The sequence below is a fragment of the Eubacterium sp. CAG:156 genome (assembly GCF_000434315.1).
GTDB lineage: Bacteria > Bacillota > Clostridia > Lachnospirales > Lachnospiraceae > Eubacterium_U > Eubacterium_U album.
The window spans coordinates 33,308-57,828 of record NZ_FR878179.1 but is presented as its reverse complement, the minus strand read 5'-3'; the positions used below and the strand labels follow the sequence as shown (position 1 = coordinate 57,828).

The 24,521-nt window shown below is 31.4% G+C and carries 23 protein-coding genes and 1 tRNA gene; 4 read left to right on the top strand and 20 right to left on the bottom strand.

Annotated features, from left to right (window positions below; all coding sequences use genetic code 11):
• Both polA and ABMA45_RS08980 read right to left on the bottom strand, forming a co-directional pair.
• Positions 1-2,360, bottom strand: a 2,360-nt coding sequence (gene polA / locus ABMA45_RS08985) for a DNA polymerase I (protein ID WP_348030195.1), incomplete at its 3' end; no start/stop codon positions are given.
• 27 nt (positions 2,361-2,387) lie between these two features.
• The gene (locus ABMA45_RS08980; RefSeq protein ID WP_158562646.1) at positions 2,388-2,753 is read right to left on the bottom strand and encodes a zf-HC2 domain-containing protein; all 366 of its coding nucleotides are present in this window, start codon (positions 2,751-2,753) and stop codon (positions 2,388-2,390) included.
• Between the two features lie 148 nt (positions 2,754-2,901).
• Between ABMA45_RS08980 and ABMA45_RS08975 the strand changes: the two genes are divergently transcribed.
• Positions 2,902-2,983: transfer RNA gene (locus ABMA45_RS08975), tRNA-Leu, on the top strand.
• Between the two features lie 615 nt (positions 2,984-3,598).
• Here ABMA45_RS08975 and ABMA45_RS08970 read toward each other — a convergent pair.
• The 11 genes from ABMA45_RS08970 to ABMA45_RS08920 all read right to left on the bottom strand — a co-directional run bounded on the left by ABMA45_RS08970 (position 3,599) and on the right by ABMA45_RS08920 (position 14,747).
• Entirely contained in the window at positions 3,599-5,197 is a 1,599-nt protein-coding gene (locus tag ABMA45_RS08970) for a chitobiase/beta-hexosaminidase C-terminal domain-containing protein (protein ID WP_022089554.1), read from the bottom strand.
• A 73-nt stretch (positions 5,198-5,270) separates the two neighbouring features.
• Complete coding sequence (locus tag ABMA45_RS08965; protein WP_022089553.1) at positions 5,271-5,885, bottom strand: epoxyqueuosine reductase QueH; 615 nt, start codon at positions 5,883-5,885, stop codon at positions 5,271-5,273.
• A gap of 44 nt (positions 5,886-5,929) precedes the next feature.
• Positions 5,930-6,382, bottom strand: a complete 453-nt coding sequence (locus tag ABMA45_RS08960; RefSeq protein ID WP_022089552.1) for an NUDIX hydrolase — start codon at positions 6,380-6,382, stop codon at positions 5,930-5,932.
• Positions 6,383-6,675: 293 nt separating this feature from the next.
• Complete coding sequence (locus tag ABMA45_RS08955) at positions 6,676-8,151, bottom strand: peptidoglycan D,D-transpeptidase FtsI family protein (protein ID WP_348030191.1); 1,476 nt, start codon at positions 8,149-8,151, stop codon at positions 6,676-6,678.
• The gene (locus tag ABMA45_RS08950; RefSeq protein WP_022089550.1) at positions 8,060-9,493 is read right to left on the bottom strand and encodes an FtsW/RodA/SpoVE family cell cycle protein; all 1,434 of its coding nucleotides are present in this window, start codon (positions 9,491-9,493) and stop codon (positions 8,060-8,062) included. The genes ABMA45_RS08955 and ABMA45_RS08950 overlap by 92 nt, the downstream gene beginning before the upstream one ends.
• Before the next feature lie 13 nt (positions 9,494-9,506).
• Positions 9,507-11,657, bottom strand: a complete 2,151-nt coding sequence (locus tag ABMA45_RS08945; RefSeq protein ID WP_022089549.1) for a peptidase U32 family protein — start codon at positions 11,655-11,657, stop codon at positions 9,507-9,509.
• 109 nt (positions 11,658-11,766) lie between these two features.
• Positions 11,767-12,171: a cell division protein ZapA gene (gene zapA / locus ABMA45_RS08940; RefSeq protein ID WP_022089548.1), complete on the bottom strand. Its 405-nt coding sequence runs from the start codon at positions 12,169-12,171 to the stop codon at positions 11,767-11,769.
• A gap of 71 nt (positions 12,172-12,242) precedes the next feature.
• Positions 12,243-13,235 (bottom strand): Holliday junction branch migration DNA helicase RuvB, encoded by a 993-nt coding sequence (gene ruvB / locus ABMA45_RS08935; RefSeq protein WP_022089547.1) that lies wholly within the window; start codon positions 13,233-13,235, stop codon positions 12,243-12,245.
• Between the two features lie 34 nt (positions 13,236-13,269).
• Positions 13,270-13,863, bottom strand: coding sequence for a Holliday junction branch migration protein RuvA (gene ruvA / locus ABMA45_RS08930; protein ID WP_022089546.1), 594 nt, complete (start codon positions 13,861-13,863; stop codon positions 13,270-13,272).
• Positions 13,860-14,366: a Gx transporter family protein gene (locus ABMA45_RS08925; protein ID WP_022089545.1), complete on the bottom strand. Its 507-nt coding sequence runs from the start codon at positions 14,364-14,366 to the stop codon at positions 13,860-13,862. The genes ruvA and ABMA45_RS08925 overlap by 4 nt, the downstream gene beginning before the upstream one ends.
• Positions 14,367-14,375: 9 nt before the next feature.
• Positions 14,376-14,747 (bottom strand): NusG domain II-containing protein, encoded by a 372-nt coding sequence (locus ABMA45_RS08920; protein ID WP_347996482.1) that lies wholly within the window; start codon positions 14,745-14,747, stop codon positions 14,376-14,378.
• A 296-nt stretch (positions 14,748-15,043) separates the two neighbouring features.
• On the opposite strand from ABMA45_RS08920, the gene ABMA45_RS08915 reads away from it, so the two are divergent.
• Positions 15,044-16,132 (top strand): FAD:protein FMN transferase, encoded by a 1,089-nt coding sequence (locus tag ABMA45_RS08915; protein ID WP_022089543.1) that lies wholly within the window; start codon positions 15,044-15,046, stop codon positions 16,130-16,132.
• Between the two features lie 193 nt (positions 16,133-16,325).
• Here ABMA45_RS08915 and ABMA45_RS08910 read toward each other — a convergent pair whose 3' ends face one another.
• From ABMA45_RS08910 to rsxC, 7 genes are all read right to left on the bottom strand, one after another.
• A complete protein-coding gene (locus ABMA45_RS08910; RefSeq protein WP_022089542.1) occupies positions 16,326-17,729 on the bottom strand; it encodes a spore germination protein in 1,404 nt (467 codons plus the stop codon).
• 93 nt (positions 17,730-17,822) lie between these two features.
• Positions 17,823-18,614: an RnfABCDGE type electron transport complex subunit B gene (locus tag ABMA45_RS08905; protein ID WP_022089541.1), complete on the bottom strand. Its 792-nt coding sequence runs from the start codon at positions 18,612-18,614 to the stop codon at positions 17,823-17,825.
• 13 nt (positions 18,615-18,627) lie between these two features.
• Positions 18,628-19,203 (bottom strand): electron transport complex protein RnfA, encoded by a 576-nt coding sequence (locus ABMA45_RS08900; protein WP_022089540.1) that lies wholly within the window; start codon positions 19,201-19,203, stop codon positions 18,628-18,630.
• Positions 19,204-19,884, bottom strand: a complete 681-nt coding sequence (locus ABMA45_RS08895) for an electron transport complex subunit RsxE (protein WP_022089539.1) — start codon at positions 19,882-19,884, stop codon at positions 19,204-19,206. It lies immediately after the preceding gene.
• Positions 19,884-20,528: an RnfABCDGE type electron transport complex subunit G gene (locus ABMA45_RS08890; RefSeq protein WP_022089538.1), complete on the bottom strand. Its 645-nt coding sequence runs from the start codon at positions 20,526-20,528 to the stop codon at positions 19,884-19,886. The genes ABMA45_RS08895 and ABMA45_RS08890 overlap by 1 nt, the downstream gene beginning before the upstream one ends.
• Position 20,529: 1 nt before the next feature.
• Positions 20,530-21,444 carry an RnfABCDGE type electron transport complex subunit D gene (locus tag ABMA45_RS08885; protein WP_336306548.1) on the bottom strand — a complete coding sequence of 305 codons (915 nt, stop codon included), beginning with the start codon at positions 21,442-21,444 and terminating at the stop codon, positions 20,530-20,532.
• Positions 21,445-21,514: 70 nt separating this feature from the next.
• On the bottom strand, positions 21,515-22,828 hold the full coding sequence (rsxC, locus tag ABMA45_RS08880) for an electron transport complex subunit RsxC (protein ID WP_022089536.1): 1,314 nt from the start codon (positions 22,826-22,828) through the stop codon (positions 21,515-21,517).
• Positions 22,829-22,964: 136 nt separating this feature from the next.
• Between rsxC and ABMA45_RS08875 the strand changes: the two genes are divergently transcribed.
• On the top strand, positions 22,965-24,059 hold the full coding sequence (locus tag ABMA45_RS08875) for a ribonuclease H-like domain-containing protein (RefSeq protein WP_022089535.1): 1,095 nt from the start codon (positions 22,965-22,967) through the stop codon (positions 24,057-24,059).
• Positions 24,060-24,275: 216 nt separating this feature from the next.
• The gene (locus ABMA45_RS08870; RefSeq protein WP_022089534.1) at positions 24,276-24,476 is read left to right on the top strand and encodes an alpha/beta-type small acid-soluble spore protein; all 201 of its coding nucleotides are present in this window, start codon (positions 24,276-24,278) and stop codon (positions 24,474-24,476) included.
• Positions 24,477-24,521: the final 45 nt, after the last annotated feature.

Sequence of the window (24,521 nt, the reverse complement as noted above, 5' to 3'; positions counted from 1 at the left end):
GATTTTTGCATAAAATTGCCACTTTTCAATTCCGGTATCGGACGTCTTCTTCCAAATAAAGTAACTGAATAGCCTTTTTCTTTTGCACTTTCGACAGCATCATCCAAATATTTTTTTACACCCGGATAACTTACAAAATAGTCCTTGATATATTTATCAGCCTCTTTTCTACTGATTGATAAATCCTGGCTTAATCCAAATGAACTGATTCCATAAACAATTCCAAAATTTACTGCTTTAGCATTGCTTCTCTGTTCTTTAGTAACTTCATCTAAAGGTACATTAAATACCAAAGATGCTGTGCTTTGATGTATATCCTTTGCTTCTTTATAAGCATTTATCAGATTCTCATCATCTGACATATGAGCTAAAATTCTAAGTTCAATCTGAGAATAATCTGCATCTACAAACACACATCCTTCTTTTGGAACAAATACTTTTCTAACTTCTCTACCAAGTGCAGTTCTAACAGGAATGTTCTGAAGATTTGGATCAGTACTGCTGATTCTTCCTGTCGCAGTAATTGTCTGATTAAATTTGCCATGAATTCTACCATCTTCTTCTATAAACCCGGCAAGTCCATCTGCATAAGTTGATTTTAATTTTGTAACCTGTCTGTAAGATAATATTTTTTCAACAAACGGATAATCCGGCTTTAATTTTTCTAAAACATCCGCAGATGTCGAATAACCTGTTTTTGTCTTTTTGCCACCCGGAAGACCCATTTCGTTAAATAAAATTTCACCAAGCTGTTTAGGTGAATTTATTTTAAATTCATGTCCGGCCTCTTTATAAATTTCTTCTTCAAGCGTTTTAATACTTTCAGCTAGCTTATCACCATATTCTTTTAATGAATCAGCCTCAACCTTAATACCTGTTTTTTCCATATCATACAATGCATACGTCAAAGGAACCTCAATCTTTTCATATAAATCTATCATTCCTTCGTTTTCTAATTTTTCTTTTAAAGGTTCAATAGATTTATACAATACATAAGAATTATATGAAGCATATTTAGAAATATTATCTATGTTTTCTAAAACACTTTTATCCTTTTTATAATTTGCGAAAATTTCATCATATGCAGGCACTTCAAACTCTAAATAGTCTCTTGCTATATCATCATATTCGTAAGTAGATTTCAAGGGATTAAGTAAATATGCTGCAATTCCTGCATCAAATAATTTATTTTCAGTCTCCGTTTCTACAAATCTAAGATTACTTTTTATATCATTCACACTAACTTCTACAGCATTACTTACAATATAATTTAATTTTTCTTTTAAATATTCACCTGTTATAAACCCACTTACAGGAATATAGTATGTTTCATCATCACTTATAGTTATAGAAATTCCTCTGATTTCATCATTATTTAAATCGATAAACAATCCAACTTTCTTTAATTTTTGAATTTCTGACAATAGATTTTCAACTTCACCAAAATCCTCCATTATCTTAAAGTTTTCTTCAAAAGTATTTTCTGTGCTTATTGAATCAAATTTAGAAATCATGCTTTTAAATTCAAATTTCTTTACCATTGCAAGTGCTTCTTTATTAAACATATCTTCTAAAACACAATCAGATATTTTCACTTCAACAGGTACGCTTGTATTTATAGTAGCAAGTGTTTTGCTCATTTGGGCCATATCAAAATGTTCTTTTAAAGCTTCTCTGTTTCTTTTATTTTTTATATCATCTGCATGTTCAAATGCATTTTCAATAGAACCATATTCACTTATAATTGTAGTTGCACCTTTTTCTCCAATCCCCGGAACTCCTGGAATATTATCAGAAGAATCTCCCATAAGTGCCTTCACATCAATAAATTCCTTAGGTGTCACGCTGTATTTTTCTAATACCTGTGTAACATTATAATCTTCAATTTCTGTTTTTCCTTTTTTTGTTTTAGGGATTCTGATTTTAACATGTTCTGTTGCTAACTGAAGTAAATCTCTATCTCCTGAAATAACAGACACCTCAAGTCCCTGCTCTTCACCTGCTTTAGATAGTGTTCCAAGTATATCATCAGCTTCAAATCCAGCAAGTTCAGTTGTTTTAATATTCAAAGCCTTAAGCATTTCTTTCATCAAAGGTACCTGCTGTTTTAATTCAGGAAGCATTGGCTTTCTTGTACCCTTGTATTCTTTGTACATTTCATGCCTAAATGTAGGTTGATGTACATCAAATGCAACGCATAAATATTTTGGATTTTCCTCATCAATAATTTTAAACAAAATATTTAAAAAACCAAAAATAGCATTTGTATGTGTTCCTTCAGAATTTGTAAAATCAGGGACACCATAAAATGCTCTGTTTAAAATACTATGTCCATCTATTAATACTAATTTATCTCTCACTTGATTTCTCCATTTCCATCTGTTTATTTATATATATCCAATAAGAACGCCAATCAAAAATCCAATTATACATATAACTATAATGCCACATACAACAATTGATATTTTAGTTGCCCACTTTTGTTTTTTTTGTTTTGTAAACCATTCATCATAAAAACTGAATATATCTTCTAATTCCTGGTCATACCCAACATCCTCTCCACTATTGTCAGGTGCCGGTACATCACCTAAACCTCTATTAATTAAATAATATAATTCTAAATCTTCCCTACATTTTTTACAGGTTCTTGCATGTTCAATAAATTCTTCAAGTTCATCTGTATATTCAATTTTATCAAAAATAAAATCATGAATTAAATTTTGAAATTCTCTGCATTCCATACATTTATTCATAACAAGTAATTTACTTATTATTCTCCTTTTTACACAAAAATTCAACCTCTTTGCAATACCATTATAATACATCATTTACTATTACACGTCAAAGCAAAAAAGTAATTGACTTTTTTATATATCAATGTTACAATCTATTTCGTTGTATGCGGATGTGTCGGAATGGCAGACGAAGCAGACTCAAAATCTGCCGGGGTTTCCCCGTGCGGGTTCAAGTCCCGCCATCCGCATTATATAAAAGGCACAAGATATATCTTGTGCCTTTTTGTTATGCACAATGAGTCAAATACTATCAGCCTTTTGCTTGCAAAAAAGGCTGATAGTATTTGACGAATGTATAATCACTGAGAAGCAGCGTAGCGGATTCGAAGTGTTATTCATGGCAAAGCCATGTGCATAACAAAAATTATAATATGTCAGGCTTTTGGCCTTTTGCTTGCAAAAAAGGCTGATAGTATTTGACGAATGTATAATCACTGAGAAGCAGCGTAGCGGATTCGAAGTGTTATTCATGGCAAAGCCATGTGCATAACAAAAATTATAATATGTCAGGCTTTTGGCCTTTTGCTTGCAAAAAAGGCTGATAGTATTTGACGAATGTATAATCACTGAGAAGCAGCGTAGCGGATTCGAAGTGTTATTCATGGCAAAGCCATGTGCATAACAAAAATTATAATATGTCAGGCTTTTGGCCTTTTGCTTGCAAAAAAGGCTGATAGTATTTGACGAATGTATAATCACTGAGAAGTAGCGTAGCGGATTCGAAGTGTTATTTATGGCAAAGCCATGTGCATAAATAAAATTGCCAGCTTTATATTTTTTTAAGCTGGCAATTTATATTTACATTATTTAATTTCAACTAATGAATACGAATCTCCAGATACATTTGCTCTAAAACATGCCCCTGTGTCGCATGAAATTGCGTATGTATCTTCTTTTGTTATTGAACCTGAATCAGATTCTATTGAAAACGAAACAATATAGTAGTTCTTTTTTTCTACTTTGGCAATACTCTTATACGTAAAGTAAGCTACATCGCCATTTTTATACTCACCATATTCATTTTCCATTGTTTTATTTTTTACAAGAATTGTTGTAAGCATGCTTACTGCCTGATCATATGAATATTCATATACTTCTTCGTAATCATAAACTCTTGTTACAACTTTACTGTATATTCCTTCAGAATTCATTGCAATAAATGAAAATACTGTGTTTCCTTTTGGCATCTTAATTTCTTTTGTATATTCTGTTGATTTAGAATCAGGAATACTTCCATCTTTAGTATAATATATTTTGCAATCTGCATCGGCAGTTACCGTTATTTTCTTCTGAGTATCATAAACTCCGCTATCAATGCTTACCACAGGCATATTTACTGTAGGAAACTCTAATCTATATCTGGCAGTCAATTCTTTACTACTCTTTCCATTTGAATCAATAGAAATAGCTTTAATAGTATAAGTACCCTGTTTTTCAAATTTAATTGGCGTGGAATACTTTGTACTATCTTCTGATGGTTCTGAACCATCGAGAGTATAATATATATCCAAATTATTAGATACATGTAATGATATTTCTATCGGCTTGCTATATGTTCCTGTTTCCACACTTGGATTTGGAATTGTTCCATCAAAATTAGACAATTTTTCTTTAATGGAATAATCTTCAACCGAATCAATTAATTTATCAATTTTATCACTCATATCATTATTTTGATACAAAATAATCAACGCTTCATAATATGATATTTCTTTTGGGTTTAATGAAATAAGTTTCTCAAGAACACTAATTTCTTCATCGGCATATTCACCCATATATTCATAGCAATGCCATAATTTTTCATATACAGACACTCTTTCTGAATTATTTATTGCGTGATTAGATGCACTATTATATTGAGTCGCTGCAGCTGCATAGTTTTTAGCATCGTAATAATCGTTTCCTGCTTTATAATACTTATTAAACTTTTCTTCATTTTTTGATCTTGTAAACAGCACAACAGAAACAACTATTACAGCTGCAAATAATATTCCTAATATTGTTAATATAATTATATTCTTTTTGCTTTTCTTTTTAGGCTTTTTATTTACACTTTGATAAGATGGTTCATCGTTCTTAATTCTCGATTTCTGATTGTCAAATCTACTTATCTGAGGCTCTTTTTTCTTTTCATTTTCTTCAAAAGTATTCTCTTCAAAATCAATCGGTTTTCTATTAATCGGGGTTTCCATTACATCTTTTTTATGTAAATCAATATTGGTCTTTGTTGCATTTAAATCTGGACTAATCCCGCTTACTATTCTGGTTGCAGAGAGATCATCATTATTCAAATCAATATTATTGACGGTCTCATTGTCACCATTTGAATATAACGGTGCTCCACAAACAACACAAAAAGATTGATCACTTTCGCATTTTGCTCCACATTTTGGACAATTCATAATTACATCTCCTTCTTAATTATGGATTTTACTTGAATATATCATAATTACCATTTCTTTGTAAACATATACTCTATTCATCTCTCTGTGAATATACACATCCACAGTAATTTTGTCGATATAAATCATACTCTTTCGACAACTCTATCGATCTTTTATAACCCTCTTTCTTCTTGAAGTCTGAAAACAAATATGGAATTTTATATTCTATCGACAGTTTTTCTCCAATAGAATTTAATTTTTCTGAGTTTTTTAATGGGCTAATGGATAAAGTTGTTGTAAAGAAATCAAAGTTCTTTTCTGATGCATACTTTGCAGCCTTTCTTAGGCGAAGTTCATAACATCTAAAGCATCTTTCTCCTCCCTCTTTACATTCTTCATATCCTTTTGCAATATCATAAAATTCTCCATCGTCATATTCCATAATCTCCAAATCTACTTCATTAACTAATGGCATTTCTTTAATAAGTCTCTCTAATTCTGAGGCTCTATAATCATATTCCTTCTTTGTTGATATATTAGGATTATAAAACAAGACTGTAATCAAAAAATAATTTGATAAATATTCAAGAACATAACTGCTACATGGTGCACAACATGCATGAAGTAACAATTTAGGTTTTTCATTATTTTTTACAATTCCATTAATTGTTTTCTCTAATTCCTTTTGATAATTTATTTTATTCATTTACATATAAAGAGGCCTCTGCGGATGCAAATGCCTCTACTTCCTTATAAATATTTTTTATTTCCCCATAAATTTTGTCTTTTCAACTCAAGATACTCATTATATCCTTTTTCAAGTATCTGCTTTTCATTAGGAAATTTCAGCAAATGATAAGCTTCTATAAACTTATAGTATCCTGAATCAAGAAAATATTCTTCTCTTTGTGGCCTGCTGTAGTAACTATCCGCCATCATTAAATACCAATGAACTTCTTTATGAACTGTATCGCCTGGTATGTTAAAATTATATTCGCTTTTTCCGATATACTTAACAATATGTGCATTAACTCCTGTTTCTTCACACACTTCACGCAATGCAGTCTGTTTATACTCTTCTCCCTGTTCAACCGTACCTTTTGGCAAAACCCATCCTTCATATCGATTCTTATAATTCTTATATAAAGTTAATATTTTGCCACGAAATATTACAACACCACCACAACTTACTGCTTTCTGCATAACAATCCTCCTGTAAGTCAATATGTTTATGGTGTTCATATGCTTGAGAGTTGCCTAAACGCATCTAACGTATGTAAAGATCATATACAAAATTATCATCAATACATATCAAACATTCATACTTTAGTATACAAAATCTTATCTGGTATTTCAATAAAACATTGTTATTAAATTATTATTCAACAAAATTATATGATCTTGGAACGGGTCACAAGAGCTTTCACCCACTTATGAGCAGGTTCATGTAGGATTAAACCTTTTGACTCTGGCATCATTTATTATAATGACACACATTACTCAAAATAATCATCGAATATTGCTTTTACACATTTTACTGCTGAATCGCTTCCTTCAGGCATGTCTTCAATTACAACTGCAATGGCAATTTTTTTACCATCTTTTTCTCCGTATCCGACAAACCACGAATTTACATTATTATTCTTATCTATTTCAGCAGTTCCTGTTTTACCATACGCTGTATATTTTGAATATGCCATGATTTTACCAGTTCCATATTCAACAACGGCTCTCATATATTTCTGGAGCTGCTTTGCTTCTTTTTTAGTCATTAATCTGGCATATTCTTCATTCTCTGTCTTTGTAACTACAGATTTATCACTTGATTCTATTTTATCAACAAGATATGGCTTCATCAATTTTCCATTATTAGCTATTGATGAAGCTATCATGGCCATATGAATTGGTGTAACTAATGTAGTTCCCTGACCTATACTTGTCTGCATTATGTCAAATGTAGTTGATTCATTTGACAAATTAAATTCACTCTTGTTATATTCAATTTCAATAGGTAATTTTTCATTAAATAACAATCCTTTTGCTGTGCTTACAAACTTTGTCATATCAAGTTCAGTTCCAATAGTTGAAAAAGCACTGTTACATGAATATGCAAATGCGTCAATCAATTCTTCACTATAATGTGCATGTCCATCAAAGCATTTGATAGATACATTATTTATAGTTGTACTACCCTTACAATTAAAATGAAAATCATTATAATTTTTATTTTCACGCATATATTCTAATGTTGTAACAATTTTAAATATTGAACCCGGTGTATATTTTCCCTGAGTAGCTCTATTAACAAGTCTGCTATCGCTTGTATCTTTTGCCAGTTTATCCCAAATATCATCAATTGTATTCGGATTATAATTTGGCTTCGAAGTCATAGCTTTGATTGCTCCACTCTCTGGATCAATGATAACTACAGCTCCCTTATTTTTACCCAAACTATCAGTAGCACTTTTTTGCAAAGAAACATCTAATGTTGTATATACATCATTTCCTTTTTCTTTTACATTCATAAAATCGTCGACTATTTTTTGAATAGGACTGACATTTGTACTTAAAAGCTCGTAATTGTAAACTTTCTCTAAACCTGATTTTCCATGATTTTTTATTCCGATTACATGAGAAAATAATTCATCATATGGATATTCTCTGGTTTCATTACCTGCATCATCAGTTTTAGTATATGCAAGTTTATCTCCATCAGCGCTAAATATAGTTCCTCTTACTACAGTTTCAGCATATCCATCAATTCTTTTATTATAATCGTTATTTACAACATCATGACTCTCTACAACAAGAAAATACACATAATATCCTATCATTACAAAGAAAATAAGTGCAAAAATTATCGTTGTAGTCATAATTTCACTATTTAATTTTTTTCTTTTTTTTCTTTCCGACTTTTCCAATTTCGCCTGTTCTTTCAAGCTGTCGTATTCTCTCTGTCTGTCTCTGTTCATTGACTAATCCTTCCGTTGGAATTCTTCGCGTTACGTTTCTTTTTACTTTAGTTCCCACAATTGCTAAACCTTGCATAATTGCAAACACAAATAATGTACTTAGTATTGAACTACCACCACTACTTACTAAAGGTAAAGTTACACCTGTTGATGGAATCATTTTAAGTGCACCACCTATTGTAAGAAATACCTGTACTGCATAGCCTACACCAAGACCTACACACACAAGTTTATTAAACATATTTGCCTGTTCCATCGCAATTTTCAAAAATGCAATAAAACAACTAAAACAAACTAAAATTAAAAGCATTGCAAATAGACCGCCAAATTCTTCTGCTATAGCAGAAAAGATGAAGTCCTCAGTAACTACAGGAATATATTTAGGCGAGCCCTCATACAATCCAGTTCCCATAAATCCACCACTTCCAATAGCAAATAATGACTGTGCAACCTGATAGCCTGCATTATCTATAACTGACCATGGATCTCTCCATGCAATAAATCTCTCCTGCACATGTGAAAAAAGATGATACGCTATTACCGAAGCACCTGATAGCCCTCCGGCTCCTAAAAACAAATATATAATATTTCTTGTTGAAACAAATAGCATAAATAAATAAATCATAAAAAAGATTAAAGCACTTCCTAAATCTGTTGAAGCTACTAAAATCAAAACATATATAGCTGCTAAAACTGCAGAAATACACACGTCTTTAAATTTATTATGTTCAGCCAAATAACCTGCAAGAAAAAATACAAAGATAATTTTAACAAATTCTGATGGTTGGAATTTAAAATTTCCAATTTCAATTGCAAGTTTTGCTCCATAATCTTCATCTCCAAGGAACAAAACTGCTATAAGAGCTGCTATTCCAACGAAACAATATACCCATGTCAGATATTTCCATAATTGGAATTTACTCATCAAAAATGGAACAATAAGAGATGCCATTGTCACAACGGCAACAATAATGAACTGTCTGACACTTGTTTCAAAATTAAGTCGTGCAAGCATGATAAATCCAATAGATAAAAGCATACACATATTGCTTAATACCGCTCTGCTTATATTAGAATAAATTATTGGAAAAATACCTAATACTATTACTAAATAGCATAACTGTGCTCCCGCTAATATAACTGTAAAATTAGAGGGATTTTTCAAATATACAACGGATATTCCCAAAACATAAACAATAAATATTATTGCATTCTGTCTGTGAAATATTCTTGCTGTCTTTCTTTCTTTTCTTGTTTTTAATGCACTAAAACATTCCCATGTATATACCGCCATTAGTAACACAAAAATATATTTAGCTGCAGTAACGTACAAAGTTTCCATATCTTATCTCCGGTTATAACACTCCTCTGTTAAAATGTCCTCTTGTTATTTCACTATTATTTTCAAATAACAAATCATATTCTTTATTATCTATATGTTCAATCATATTTTTAATTTGTTTTTTTGATTCGAATGTAAAAGAATATCTTATACTGTTTAACTTTAGTTTATCAATTTTATTATTATAATCAATCAATGAAAGCGGCTTACAATTATATATAAGATTATAGCAATAATCGCAAACGCATTTCACCTTAAAATATTCACTCTTTCTATCTTTTAAACTGTAAATCTCTTTTGACTTTTGACACATATCACAACTTTTAGCAATGCAATTTACAGTTGTCATTACAGGCATATAACCATATATAATCATTTCCTGACCGCTACATCCCATATCAAACATTTCTTTATAATTCAATTCTACAGGAACAGTATATGTTATATCATCTGTTTTACGGATAAATTGTTGTGAAAAACTATTCATAACGTATACATTATAATCAAAAATATAATTTTTTACCATATCTATATTTTTAAGCCAGAAATATTCCTCCATATTTCTAATTAATGCACCATCAAATTTATTTAACATTCCTATATATTCTTTTGAAAAATAAGCCTTGTCTTTTTCCCTGAATATATATGGCATTGCTATATATATCTGTTTAGTTTTGTTGTTTACTACTTCTTCAATTTCCTGTCTTGTAAATTCTGATGCTTCTATATATATTCTTGATATTCTATTCCATTTTTCAATAGTTTTATACTGTTCAAAATTAGAAACCAACGCTGTCTCTAGTTTTTTATCATTACATATTATTGTATTTTTCTCTACATTTTCATATGGTAAAGCATTATTTCTTTTATATCTGTCAATAATGCTTTTTGTCATTTCATCAATCAGTTTTCTCTTTAATTGATTTATTTTACCAATGGTTACAAATAAATTGTCATCGATATAAGTTTCTATTTTTTCAACTTTAAATGGTGTATTTCCAAGCTTTGCCATTTTTTCATTTACCATATCAGAAGTTGTAGGTAGTTTTTTTGCTTCATCAGGCAAATCTTCATATACGGTAACAACATTTTCACCACATATTCCAACAGCTTCCATTGGAGAATCTTTTTTTATTGTAACAAATATATCTATATTTTTTCTTAAGTTAGTATTAATATATTTGTTCTGAATTCCCTTTATTAAACCTTCATTAGCTGCTCTAAAATCAGGTTTAGAAAATGTAATCATTTCTTTACCGTTATATGTTTTATAATAACTCTCACTAAATCCTTTTCTATTAAAAAGGTCATTCAATTTCTTTATATCATTATTATCTACTTTATATTTTTTTCGACCAAACTGTAAATATAAGTTAATATACTTTCTATAAATACTTACAACTCCTGCCGTGTATTCAGGTTTCTTCATTCTTCCTTCGATTTTAAGAGAATAAACACCTGATTCAATAATATCCGGCAATATTTTCAATGTGCAAATATCCTTAGGACTTAATACATACTTTGAATCTCCCGGATTAAGCACTTTACCATTCTTTACAACATCATATTCCATTCTACATGGCTGGGCACATCTCCCCCTGTTTCCACTTCTACCGCCAATGTAACTACTTAAAAGGCACTGGCCTGAATAACAATAACATAAAGCACCATGTACAAAACTTTCGATTTCTATATCACAATTTTCCTTAATTTTTTTAATTTCCGGAATTGATAGTTCTCTTGGAGTAACAATTCTTATTACCCCTTTATTTTTCAACTCTTTTACAGTGAGTTCACCTAATATTGTCATCTGTGTACTGGCATGAACATGTAACTGCGGGAAATATTTTCTTACAAATTCCAAAACTCCATAATCCTGAACTATAACTGCATCTAAGCCATGAACATATAATGGTTCAAGATAATCATAAAGTTCCTTTTTTATTTCATTCTCCTTAAGCAGTGTATTTATTGTCAAATATATCTTTCTGCCATGCAAATGAGCGTAATCGATTACGGACTTTAATTGTTCAATAGTTAGATTGTCCGCATTTGCCCTTGCTCCAAATTTTTCACCACCGGTATAAACTGCATCTGCCCCTGCATTAAGTGCCGCAATAACAGTTTCATATGAACCACCTGGTGCTAAAAGTTCTACTTTCATTATTCCTCCGGTCGTTAACTGCTTTAAACTTAAAAAAGACCGGCTACAGGTCTTTTTTATTGTTTCCCAGTCACAATAACTTATTAAGCTTATATTATATGTGCTTTTGTTATTTCTTATTTTTTAATTCTGTCTGCAATTTTACTATTTCTTTCTGAAGTTCGATATTCTTATCTTTTGCTTCCTGAAGCTGTGCCTCTAACGATTCAATCTTCATATCTGCTGTAATTAAATCATGTTTTAAATCATAATTTTCTTTATCTTTTTCTTCTATCTCTACCTGAAGAAAATCAGCCTGCTTCTTTGCCTTAAAATAGTCATCTGCAATGTTAATTTCTAATAAAGTCTTCTGTGTATCAATTTTCTGTCTACGATAGGCATCATCCTGCTTAAATTCTAATATTTTACTACTAATATATGTAGCAAGTTTCTGTAAATAAGCTTCGCTTTCAAATCCGCCTATAGTATATATCTTTCCATCTATTATCACGTCAATTACATTCTTCGCTGACATATGTACTCTCCTCATTGTATTCAAGTATAAACTACGTTAATTTTATCACAATTTTTTACAAATACAACCATTTATTGTTTTATCCCTAAATGCTCATAAGCGATAGGTGTTGCAATTCTTCCTCTAGGAGTACGTTGTATAAGACCATTCTGAATTAAATATGGTTCATATACATCCTCTAAAGTTCCTGAATCCTCACCAATTGAGGCCGCCAAAGTATCAAGTCCTACAGGTCCTCCTGCAAATTTATAAATAATTGTTTCAAGTATTGTTCTATCCCCTTTATCTAATCCAATCTTATCTACATCCAAAAGATTCAGTGCATAATCTGCAACCTCTTTTGTAATATGTCCGTTATATTTAATTTGTGCAAAATCTCTCACTCTTTTTAAAAGTCTGTTAGCAAGTCTAGGGGTTCCTCTTGAACGTCTTGCCATTTCAACTGCACCATCCTCATCAATTTCCACATTTAATACTTTAGCTGAACGTGTAATGATTGTCTTTAATTCATCAACTGTATAAAACTCAAGCCTGTTAATTACACCAAATCTATCTCTAAGTGGTGCAGTAAGTAAACCTGCTCTGGTAGTTGCACCAACTAAAGTAAATCTAGGCAAATCAAGTCTTATTGAACGTGCTGTTGTACCTTTTCCTATCATTATGTCTATTGCAAAGTCTTCCATTGCAGGATAAAGTACTTCCTCTACCTGTCTATTCAATCTGTGAATTTCATCTATAAAAAGCACATCACCTTCGCCTAAGTTATTTAATATTGCTGCCATTTCGCCGGGCTTTTCAATGGCAGGTCCAGATGTAACTTTAAGATTTACTCCCATCTCGTTAGCAATTATCGATGCCAATGTTGTCTTTCCTAAACCGGGTGGTCCGTAAAACAAAATATGGTCTAAAGATTCACCTCTTGCTTTCGCAGCTTCTATATAAACTTTTAAATTAGTTTTAATTTTTTCCTGACCTATATATTCATCTAATCCCTGAGGCCTTAGCGTCTTTTCTATAGCAATATCTTCATATTCAGGTTCAGTAGTAATTATTCTTCTGGACATTACTCTACTCCTTTTTCACATAATTCTACATTGATTAGTAAATCTTTTTTAATGCCATTTTAATTACGTTTTCTACGTCTAGTTCTTCTATATTATCAATACTCTTAACTGCCCTATAAGCATCTGCCTGTGAATAGCCAAGTGCTACAAGTGCCATAACTGCTTCTGACATAGAATTATTATCATTAACTTGAAAGTTTGCATCTAATTTAGGCTCAAGTACATCTTCTAAATTTAATTTATCCTTTAGCTCAATAATAACTTTTTGTGCTGTCTTTGCACCAATTCCAGGAGCCTTTGAAATAGCTTTTGCATCTTCTGAAATAACGGCAACCCTCAAGTCATCCGTAGTAATTGTAGATAAGACGGCAATTCCTCCTTTTGGTCCTATTCCATTTACGGTAATAAGCAATTTAAATACTTCTAAATCGTCTCTTGTAAGGAAACCAAACAATTGCATTGCATCTTCTCTTACATTCAAATATGTAAACACTCTTACTGTTTCATCCACATTCAATGTATCTATCTGAGATGCCGGCATAAAAACGTTATACCCAACACCATTATTATTCACAACAATCTTATCTACATCAATATATTCAATAATTCCTTCAACAAATCCTATCACTGTATATCTCCTTTATTATTGTAAAATTTATCTATTCTATCAAGGACCAATCTGCTTACTATACCTATTATTGCACCTGTAACAGCACCAGTTAAAATTAAAATAGGTAAATATCCAAAAATATAATAATTATCAACTACAAATGATGCGACAACAATCTGTCCTATGTTATGAAAAATTCCGCCAAACATACTTACTATCATAATTGAAAATTTATTAGTTTTCTTCATTATCACCATAACTATCATGCTTAAAGTTGCACCTGCTAATGCGAAAAAAATGCTAAACAAATTTCCAAACATAAATCCTACTATTAATATTCTGACAAAATTACATACGGCCGCTTCTTTTGTTCCTTCCAAATAAAGTACTATTATAATAGCTAAATTAGCAAGTCCTATTTTCATTCCCGGGATGCCTAAAACAGGAATGCATGACTCAACATAACTTAAAATAACAGCAAAAGCAACAAACATTCCTAACAAAGGTACTTTCTTACTCATGTCATTCTCCTACCTGGCAATTACATCTACTTCTGATTTATCATCTGAAACTATAGTAACTTCTACCTTATGTGGAAGACAAATTAATGTCTGTCCATCTTTACTGATAGTTCCCATATTAACACATGTCTGATTACTACAATCCGACTCTTTTATCTTTGCTTTTTTATCTTTAATCCGAATAATATTATATCCGTTATCAACATTAACTCTATATTCCTGATTTTTGTTTAAATCAAGCTTTTTCTCTATCTTTCCATCTACATATATAACAACTGTATCCGCTTCATCGTTTCTTAACAAATTTACCATAATATAACTTATAATTACAATTACAGCAACACAAATAATAGCTATAATATCATATTTTTTTAACTTCATTATCACACCAAAATTGAGAGTTTTTGACCCCGACATCATTTATTAGTTTCATTAATTTATATATTTTTATATAAATCAGAACAAACGTTTACCTATAGAATGATAACATAATTATATTTTTTATACAATCAGTATTTTCTGCTAATTTATAAAATAAAATGTGTTATAATAAGCGATAGTTATATATTAAGATGCCAAAGCAAAATGGTCTAAGTTCACATAAGTTTGCTTATAATTGGGCAAAAAAATTTTAACCACGACATCATACTAAACGATATATGAATATGGAGAATATTATGAAAAAAACTTTATTAAAAAAGCTGTTATCTCTTACAATAGTCATCACACTTCTTGCTATGCCTCTTACAGGATGTGTTTCCACATCATCAAGTACTACGGCAACAGCAACACACGAATGTTTCAATACTGTTGTTACACTTACAATAAACAGTTGTAGTGGTGATGAATCAGCTGATGATATAATAAATGAATGCTTTGGTCTTTGTTATAATTACGAAAAACTATTTAGCAGAACCAAAGATTCAAGTGACGTTTCAGCCATTAACAATTCAAATGGGCAGCCTGTAGAGGTAAAACCTGTAGTTGCTGAATTAATAGAAGATAGTATTTATTATAGCGAATTATCTAATGGTGCATTTGATATTACTATTGCCCCATTGAGTATACTTTGGAACATTACAGGTGATAATCCATCCGTTCCGTCATCAGATGATATTACTAATGCATTGTCACATGTAAACTACGAAAATATATCCGTCAACGATTCTACAGTTACACTAGCAGACCCTGAAGCAAAAATAGATTTAGGTGGAATTGCAAAAGGATTTGTTGCAGACAAAATAAAAAGCTATATGATTCAGACAGGTGTTACTTCAGCAATAATAAATCTTGGTGGAAATATTGTTACAATTGGTGGCAAAAAAAATGGTGGCAATTTTAATATAGGAATTCAAAAACCATTTGGTTCATCCGAAGAATATTCAGCAATTGTAAAAGGTTCAAATTTATCAATTGTAACTTCAGGCTCTTATGAACGATATTTCAAACAGGACGGAAAAATATATCATCATATTTTAGACACAAAAACAGGTTATCCTGTCGATAACAGACTTTTATCTGTAACTATTATTTCCGAGGATTCCTTAAGTGGTGATGCATTAAGTACAACTTGTTTTGCTTTAGGGTTAAAAAAAGGCATGCGTTTAATAGAAAATACACCAGAAATCGAAGCAGTATTTATTGATAAAGATTACACAATTCATACTTCAAGCGGACTTGTCTTGGATGAAGGAGAAGATGGAGTTCCTACAATTTCAGTTGTTTCTCCAGAATCACTAACAGAAGAAGTAAATGAAGCTGAATAATAAACACAAACTAAAATTATTTCATATTTTGATATAGAAAATAAAATGTCTTACGAATTGTCTTGTATTAACTACTCTTGCGATTTGTAGGACATTTTTATGTAATAAACAGTTATAATCTTATAGAAATATATATCTGTAAAATACATTTTTTATAAACTATCATTTTTTTCAAATTATAACTGTTTTATAATTATTTTTTACTTGTTCTAAAGAACTGTCTGCAAAATTTTTTTAAATCAAATGGTATTAAAGGATATATATAACTTGTGTTTGTAATCGTTTTATTCATTCCGATTACAACTGCTGTAAATATAACTCCTCCAATAAATCCATATAATCCAAATATCGCTGTTAAAATTAGTAAAATAATTCTTAAAAATTTTATCGCATATGCAAATTCATAATTTTCATGAGTAAAATTTGCAATTGCTACTACAGCCATGTATAAAAGAGTTTGAGGTACAAACCACCCTGTAGTTATTGTAAATTCCCCAATAATTATTGCTGCTATCAAACTTAACGGTGTGTTTAGCATATTAGGAGTATTAATTGCCGCCAATTTCAAACCGTCTACACCAATTTCAAGCATTAATAGTTGCCAGATAATTGGGATATTTAACTCATCAGATACCTTTGTAAATATTAACCAATTTGGAAGCAATTCCGGCTGCACTGCATATAAAAGATATAATGGAGTCAGAAGTATGGATATAATTGTAATAAAGGCTCTTGCCAATCTAAGGTAAGTACCGGTAAGAGGTGAAAAGTAATAATCATCTGCTTCTTCTATAGCATCAAATACTGTAGTTGGTAAAAGCATAGCCGCCGGCGAATTATCTACCAGTACTGCAATCTGTCCATTAATTACTGATGCAGCAACAGTATCAGGTCGTTCTGTGTATCTAAACTTTGGGAAAGGATTAATCCAGCTTCCTTTATAAATACATTCAGCAAGACTTTCCTGATTCATTGCTAACGCATCTATTTTTGCATTTGCCAGTTTATCTTTAATCAAATTAAGTGCCTCTTTATCGACTCTTCCTTCAATATAACATATTGCCACGTCAGTTCTTGAACATTCTCCTATTTGTGTTATTTCACATCTATACTCAGGACTTCGTATTCTTCTTCTGATTAATGCAGTATTATATACTAAAGTTTCAACAAAACCATCTCTTGAACCTCTTAATACCTTATATTTTTCAGGCTCTTCAACTCCTCTTGCCGGATATTCTCTTGCATCAATTAAAAAAGCACTTTCATATCCATCTACAATCAAGCAAACAATCCCGGATAAAATCGCAGTAATAATATTATATTCGTTACTTTCATCTGAAGTTTCAATATAAGGAATGATGTTTGCAATAAAATTTTCTTTATCATTCGGAATATCTTCTGATTTAACTGATGTTAAAGCTTCAATAACTTTTTCCATTACATCTTCATCACAAAATCCATTAATAAAATATAGAACAGCATTTTTATCTCCAATAGTAATTTTCCTTTTCAATAAATCATAGCTTGTTCCAATAGCTAGTATTTCATCTATTTTCTTCTCAGTAATTTCAATTTTTGAGTCAATAAATTTTTCCATAAAAAAACCTCACACTAGTATATAGTGTGAGATTTTCTTAATTTTATTCGCATTATATGTTAATTCCGGCATTTTCATAATGCAATAAAACAATTAATGCAATTTAGTAATAATTTTTTTCGGACATTTTTCAGCACATATTCCACAGTTTTTACATTTACTCTGATCAATATGAGCTAAATTATATTCAAATTCAATTGCACCATTTGGGCAATTCTTAGCGCACAGTCCACATCCTATACAACCAACAGAACATGCCTGCATAACATCTCTTCCTTTATCCTTAGATGAACAGGAAACCATATACTGTGCATTTTCCGTAATTATTTCAATAAGATTTTTTGGACACGCTTTTACACATTTACCACATGCGACACATTTATCTCTGTCTACTACTGCCTTACCATTAACAACTGATATTGCACCAAATTCACATGCTTTAACACATGAACCAAGTCCAATGCATCCATATGCGCAGGCTTTTGCACCACCACCGGGAATATTTGCAGCATCCTGACATGACATATTTCCATAATATTCGTACTTATCTTTTGATTTATCACAATCACCTGAGCATTTAACATACGCATATTTCTTAACAACGTCTGCTTCAACACCTACAATTTCACTTATAATCTTCGCAACAGGTGCTCCTCCAACAGGGCATGCTCCCGGATCACATTCTCCATTTGCAATTGCAGCCGCTAAACCATCACATCCCGGATAACCGCATCCACCACAGTTATTTCCCGGAAGCACTTCTCTAATCGCTGCTTCTTTTTCATTAACTTCAACTGCAAAAAACTTTCCGGCAACTACAAGGATAACTGCAATAATTATACCAACACCGCCTACAACAATAACTGCTCCTAAAATTCCACTCATATCCAAGCACCTCCTATATTATTCCTGTAAATCCGGTAAATGCAATTGCCATTAACCCTGAGGCAATTAAAACCATCGGAGTTCCCTGGAAAGGTTTTGGAATATTATTGTTTTCACTCTTTTCTCTGATACCTGCTAAAATAACAATTGCAATCAAAAATCCTACAGATGTTCCAAGTGAATTAGCAAGGCTCTGTCCAAAAGTATATCCGTCATCAATATTCGAAATTGCTACACCTAAAACTGCACAGTTTGTTGTAATTAAAGGAAGATAAACACCTAATGCCTGATATAAAGGTTTTACATATTTCTTTAATATCATTTCAACCAACTGAACTAACGCAGCAATTACAAGAATAAAGACAATAGTCTGTAAATATTCAAGATTAAAAGGTTTTAAAATTCCATAATAAATTCCATATGTTACGCTTGAAGCAATCAAAATAACAAAAATAACCGCTGCTCCCATTCCGGCTGCAGTATCTGTCTTTTTCGAAACTCCAAGGAAAGGACACAAACCAAGGAACTGGCTTAAAACTACATTATTAACTAAAGCAGCTGCAACTGCTATTAACATACATTGAACCATTTACGCTTCCTCCTTTGTATCTTCTTTACAATGTTCTGTTGCCATTGCACAACCCTGACAATTACCATCGCATATTTTATCTTTTGGCTTTTGACCATGTTTCATTTTAATATAGTTCTGTGTAGCTATTAAAGCTGCAAGAACAAAGAACGCTCCCGGTGCCATTACAAAAATTCCGATTCCATCCCAATGTGGAATGTTAATTCCAAGAATTGTTCCCGCACCGATTATTTCTCTAAATCCGCCCAATATAGAAAGGGCTATTGTAAATCCAAGTCCCATTCCAAGTCCATCGAAAATAGATGGTAAAACAGGATTTTTTGATGCATAACTTTCTGCTCTACCTAAAATAATACAGTTAACAACTATTAATGGAATATAAATTCCAAGCGCTGCATTAAGTGATGGCAAATATGCTTCAAGCATAAACTGTAAAATAGTAACAAAACTTGCTACAATAACTATAAATGCAGGCACACGTACCCCATTCGGTATTATATTTCTAAGTAATGAAATAAAACAGTTTGACAAAACAAGTACCACCATTGTACTAAGTCCCATTCCGGCACCATTAATCAATGAAGATGTAACTGCAAGTGTCGGGCACATACCTAATATTAAAACAAATGTTGGATTTTCTTTTATAATTCCGTTATATAATCTTTCTAAACATTTACCCATTATTCAGCACCTCCTGTAATATATTTAAAACAGAAAATTGCTGCATTAACGCCATTAGTTGTTGCATTTGTTGTTATTGTTGCTCCACTCATTGCGTCAATTTCATTATCTTCTGATGCTCCTGTTTTTGAATATTTAAAGTAGTCAACTTTCTTATCATTAAACTGATTTTTATAACTGTCTTCTTTTGCTCTCATTCCAAGTCCTGGTGTTTCGCTTATAGATAAGAATGAAATGCCATTAACAGTTCCATCTTCCTTAATTCCAACTGAAAACTGAATCTTGCCATCGTAAGCTTCATTATCTGTAACAGTTATTACATATCCAAGTACGTTATTATCTTTATCTTTTGCTTCCATTATTTCGTTGATGTCTGCATTAATATCTGATGCACCATTAGCTTTAACTTCATCAGTATCCATTTTCTTAATGTAGTCCGCTATCTTTTTCTGGTCACTGTCATTTATTTTGTATTCATCAAAATGATCTGCGCCGTCAAATACTGCCTGATAAGCTGCATTTTTTGTTTTTTGCTCCTGTTGCGCTCTGGCCTGTGATGTAACATTATACACAGCTCCAAGTCCTAAACCCGAAACTAAAGTAATAGCAAATAATATTAACGCATCTTTTATCATTTTATTCATATTACTTGCCCTCCTTCTTTTCCTTAACCATTCCAAATGCTTTAGGAATTGTTATTTTTTCAATTAAAGGTACTAATAAGTTACAGAATATAATTGCAAACGATACACCTTCAGCTGTATTTCCAAATGTTCTGAAAATTGCAGTAAGTACACCTAAACATATTCCAAATAAAATTCTTCCATTCTTTGTCATCGGAGATGTAGAATAATCAGTTGCCATAAAGAAAGCACCAAAAATTAATCCACCACCACAAAGATGTTTAAGTAAGAATGTAATATCTGTCTGTCCGTTAAATAACATAATGCAGATTGAAAATACAACTATGTAAGTAATTGGTATTCTTAAATCAATTATCTTATTAATTACAAGGTATAAAGCTCCAAGTAAAAGTGCGATAATACTTGTTTCACCTATTGTTCCTGCATGTGTACCAATAAACATTGATAACAAATCAACATTTTCTCCGGCTTTTAATGCTGTAAGCGGTGTTGCCTGAGATACTCCATCTACGACTCTGTACATTTCAGGATAAAACGCTGTCATATTTCCTGCAAATGATAATACAAGAAAACATCTTGCACCTAATGCAGGGTTCATGAAGTTCTGTCCAAGTCCACCAAACAACTGTTTAACTATTATTATTGCAAATGCACCTCCAAGCATTGCTTTCCAATAAGGAAATGTACATGGAAGGTTAAGTGCAAGAATCATTCCTGTTACTACAGCACTTAAATCGCCTATAGTTGATGGTCTTTTAGTTATTAAATCAAATATATATTCCGAAATCACACAAGCAGCTACTGTTAATAAAATCAACAATGCTGAACGGATTCCATATTCCATTCCAAATAAATTTTGATAATTAATAATACCAAAAATAGATGGTGGTAATAATGCAATAATTACATCGCCCATTATAGATTTTGTTGTAAGTTTTGACTTAACATGAGGGCTTGATGATACATGATACATTTTTAGTTCACTCTTACCCTTTCTTTCTTGCTGCAATAACTTTTCTCTTCATAGTTCTTACAGACTGTGTAATATTTCTGTTTGCAGGACAAATATAATTACATGTTCCACATTCTATACATTCCATTCCATGATATTTTAAAAATGTTTCCATGTCATCTGCCGCTGCAGCCTGTGCCAATTTAGCACATATAAGATTTTCAGGGCAGACACTTGCACATTTCCCACAGTTAAGACAATTTGTCATTGTTGCATCAGCAACATCATCATGAAGAAATGCTAAAAGTGCTGAAGAACCTTTTATTACAGGTACATCTAAACTAAACATTGCCTGCCCCATCATAGGTCCACCTGAAATAAGTTTTACAACTCCATCTTTTAACTCGCCAGCTTCTTTTACTAATTTTGCATGACTTGTTCCAATTGGAACTACAAAGTTAGATGGTGTATTAATACCATCTCCTGATACAGTAACTATTCTTTCAGTTAATGGTTTATGAAATTTAACTGCATTATAAATATTATAAATAGTATCTACATTATCAACTATACATCCGGCATCAGCAGGAAGCATTTTTGAATTAATCTTTCTTTTAGTTACAGCATAAATAATATGTCTTTCTGAACCCTGTGGATATTTTGTTTTTAATTCAGCCACTGAGATTTTTGGTTCATTTTCCGTAAGTTTACTCAACTCTTCAATTACATCTTTTTTGTTATTTTCAACAGCAATAACACCTTGTGCATTTTCAAATAGTGATAATACAATTTTAAGACCTTCTATTACCTCTTTAGGCTGTTCTTTTAACCTTCTGTAATCAGCTGTAATGTATGGCTCACATTCTGCCGCATTTACTATTACATAATCAATTTTATCAATTTCTTTTGGTGATAATTTTACATGAGTTGGAAAACATGCGCCGCCTAAACCTACAACGCCACAATCTTTTATTAATTCAATTTTCTCTTCTCTGGATAAATTATCATCTGGTTTTTCGTATTCAAACTTCTCATACTGTTCATCATTTTCAATAACAACAGATAAAACTTTACTTCCATTAGGAACTAATCTTTGTTCAATCTTTTTTACTGTTCCCGATACCGATGAATGAATATTAGCTGAAACAAATCCATTAGCTTCAGCAATCTTTTGACCAACAAGGACTCTGTCTCCTACATTTACAATTGGTTTAGCAGGTGCACCAATATGCTGAGCTACAGGTATCACTACTTCACCATCAGGGTAAATTTGTCTGGTCGGAATATCTTTCGATAGTTCTTTTCCATCATATGGATGAACTCCACCCTTAAATGTTAAAATAGACATCTAACTTCCTCTCTTTCATTTTTGTACAACTAACTTGCCACTCTTTATAATAATACTTTTTATGCTTTTTTACAACGAAGTATTCTTCAATTTTTAGACTTTTGACCCTTATGTTTTTATATGTTATCATACGTTTATGATTGTTATAAAAGATAAAGTTGAAAATAAAATTGAATACCCATTAGAAAGATTAGGAAATGTTGACCATATGATTTATTTTGACATTGAAACAACAGGTTTTTCCCGAAAATATTGTATGGTTTATATGATAGGATGTATGTATTTTGTTAACGGTGAACCAATTTATACACAATGGGTTGCTGAAAATGCAAATGACGAAGCAAATGTTTTGATGGCTTTTCATAAATTTATTCAAAATTATAAAATAATAATCCATTTTAATGGAAATACTTTTGATATGCCATTTTTAAAGGAGCGTGGCGAAAAATATAATATAAATTTTGATTTTAATTCATTTGAAAGCATCGACATTTATAAAACAGTAAAAAAATATTCTGATTTACTTAAATTAGAAAACAACAAGCAAAAAACATACGAAGATTTTCTTGGAATAAAACGTAATGATCCTTTTTCAGGCGGTGATTTAATTGAAGTCTATAAAGAATTTATGCGTACACATGATGAAATGTTAGTGTTTCCACTATTATTACACAATAAAGAAGATGTATGGTACATGGGCACACTCACTTCTCTTCTTTCATTAAATGATTTTTTTGAAGGAAATTACACACTAAACAGTTATGAAATACGTGATTATAAATCAATAGATGGAATCATCGGTAAAGAATTATATATAAATTTAGACTTAGATGTATATGCTCCATTTACGGTTACTAAAAAAACAGACTACATTTATTTTAAGCTAAATGGAAATAATGCACAGATTACCATTATTAGTCCACATCTTTTACTTAAATACTTTTTTAAGAATTATAAAGACTATTATTATCTTCCTGAAGAAGATATCACAATACATAAAGATGTGGCAACATATGTTGATAAAAATCACCGAATTCAGGCAACCGCCTCTAACTGCTTTACAAAAGTAACTGATAACTTTTTACCGATATTTTCAGTCAAAAGCCCAGATTTTAACCAGATCTTCATTGAAAACTACGGCGAAAAGAATGGTTTTATTCAATTAGAGAGCATAAAAGATGAAGATTGTGTATTAAAATATGTCAAATGCATACTGGATTATTTGTATTAAGAGCCTTAAACTGTTTTTAATCATTTAACACAATAATATTTAGCTATTTTAATATTAAGAAAAATTTGTAAATTCAGGTTCAACTTACCAGTTTATTATTTACCTATCTCCACATAATAGTATTGTAACATAAACCTTCAGTTGATGGTTTAAGTTACAAAATATACTGAAGGTTTATAAAACCGGAAGTAATGTTAAATTCGGAGGTATGAAATTATGAGTAACACAAACAATGTTAACGTTCCTGAAGCAAAGGCTGCTATGAACAGATTTAAAATGGAATGTGCAAACGAAGTAGGAGTAACTTTATCAGATGGTTACAACGGAAACTTAACTTCAGCTCAGGCCGGAAGTGTTGGTGGTCAGATGGTTAAGAAAATGATCGAAGCTCAGGAAAAACAGATGTCAGGTAAATAAGACATTTCACTTTAGAGTATGAAAAACGAGAGCTGCCGAAAGGCA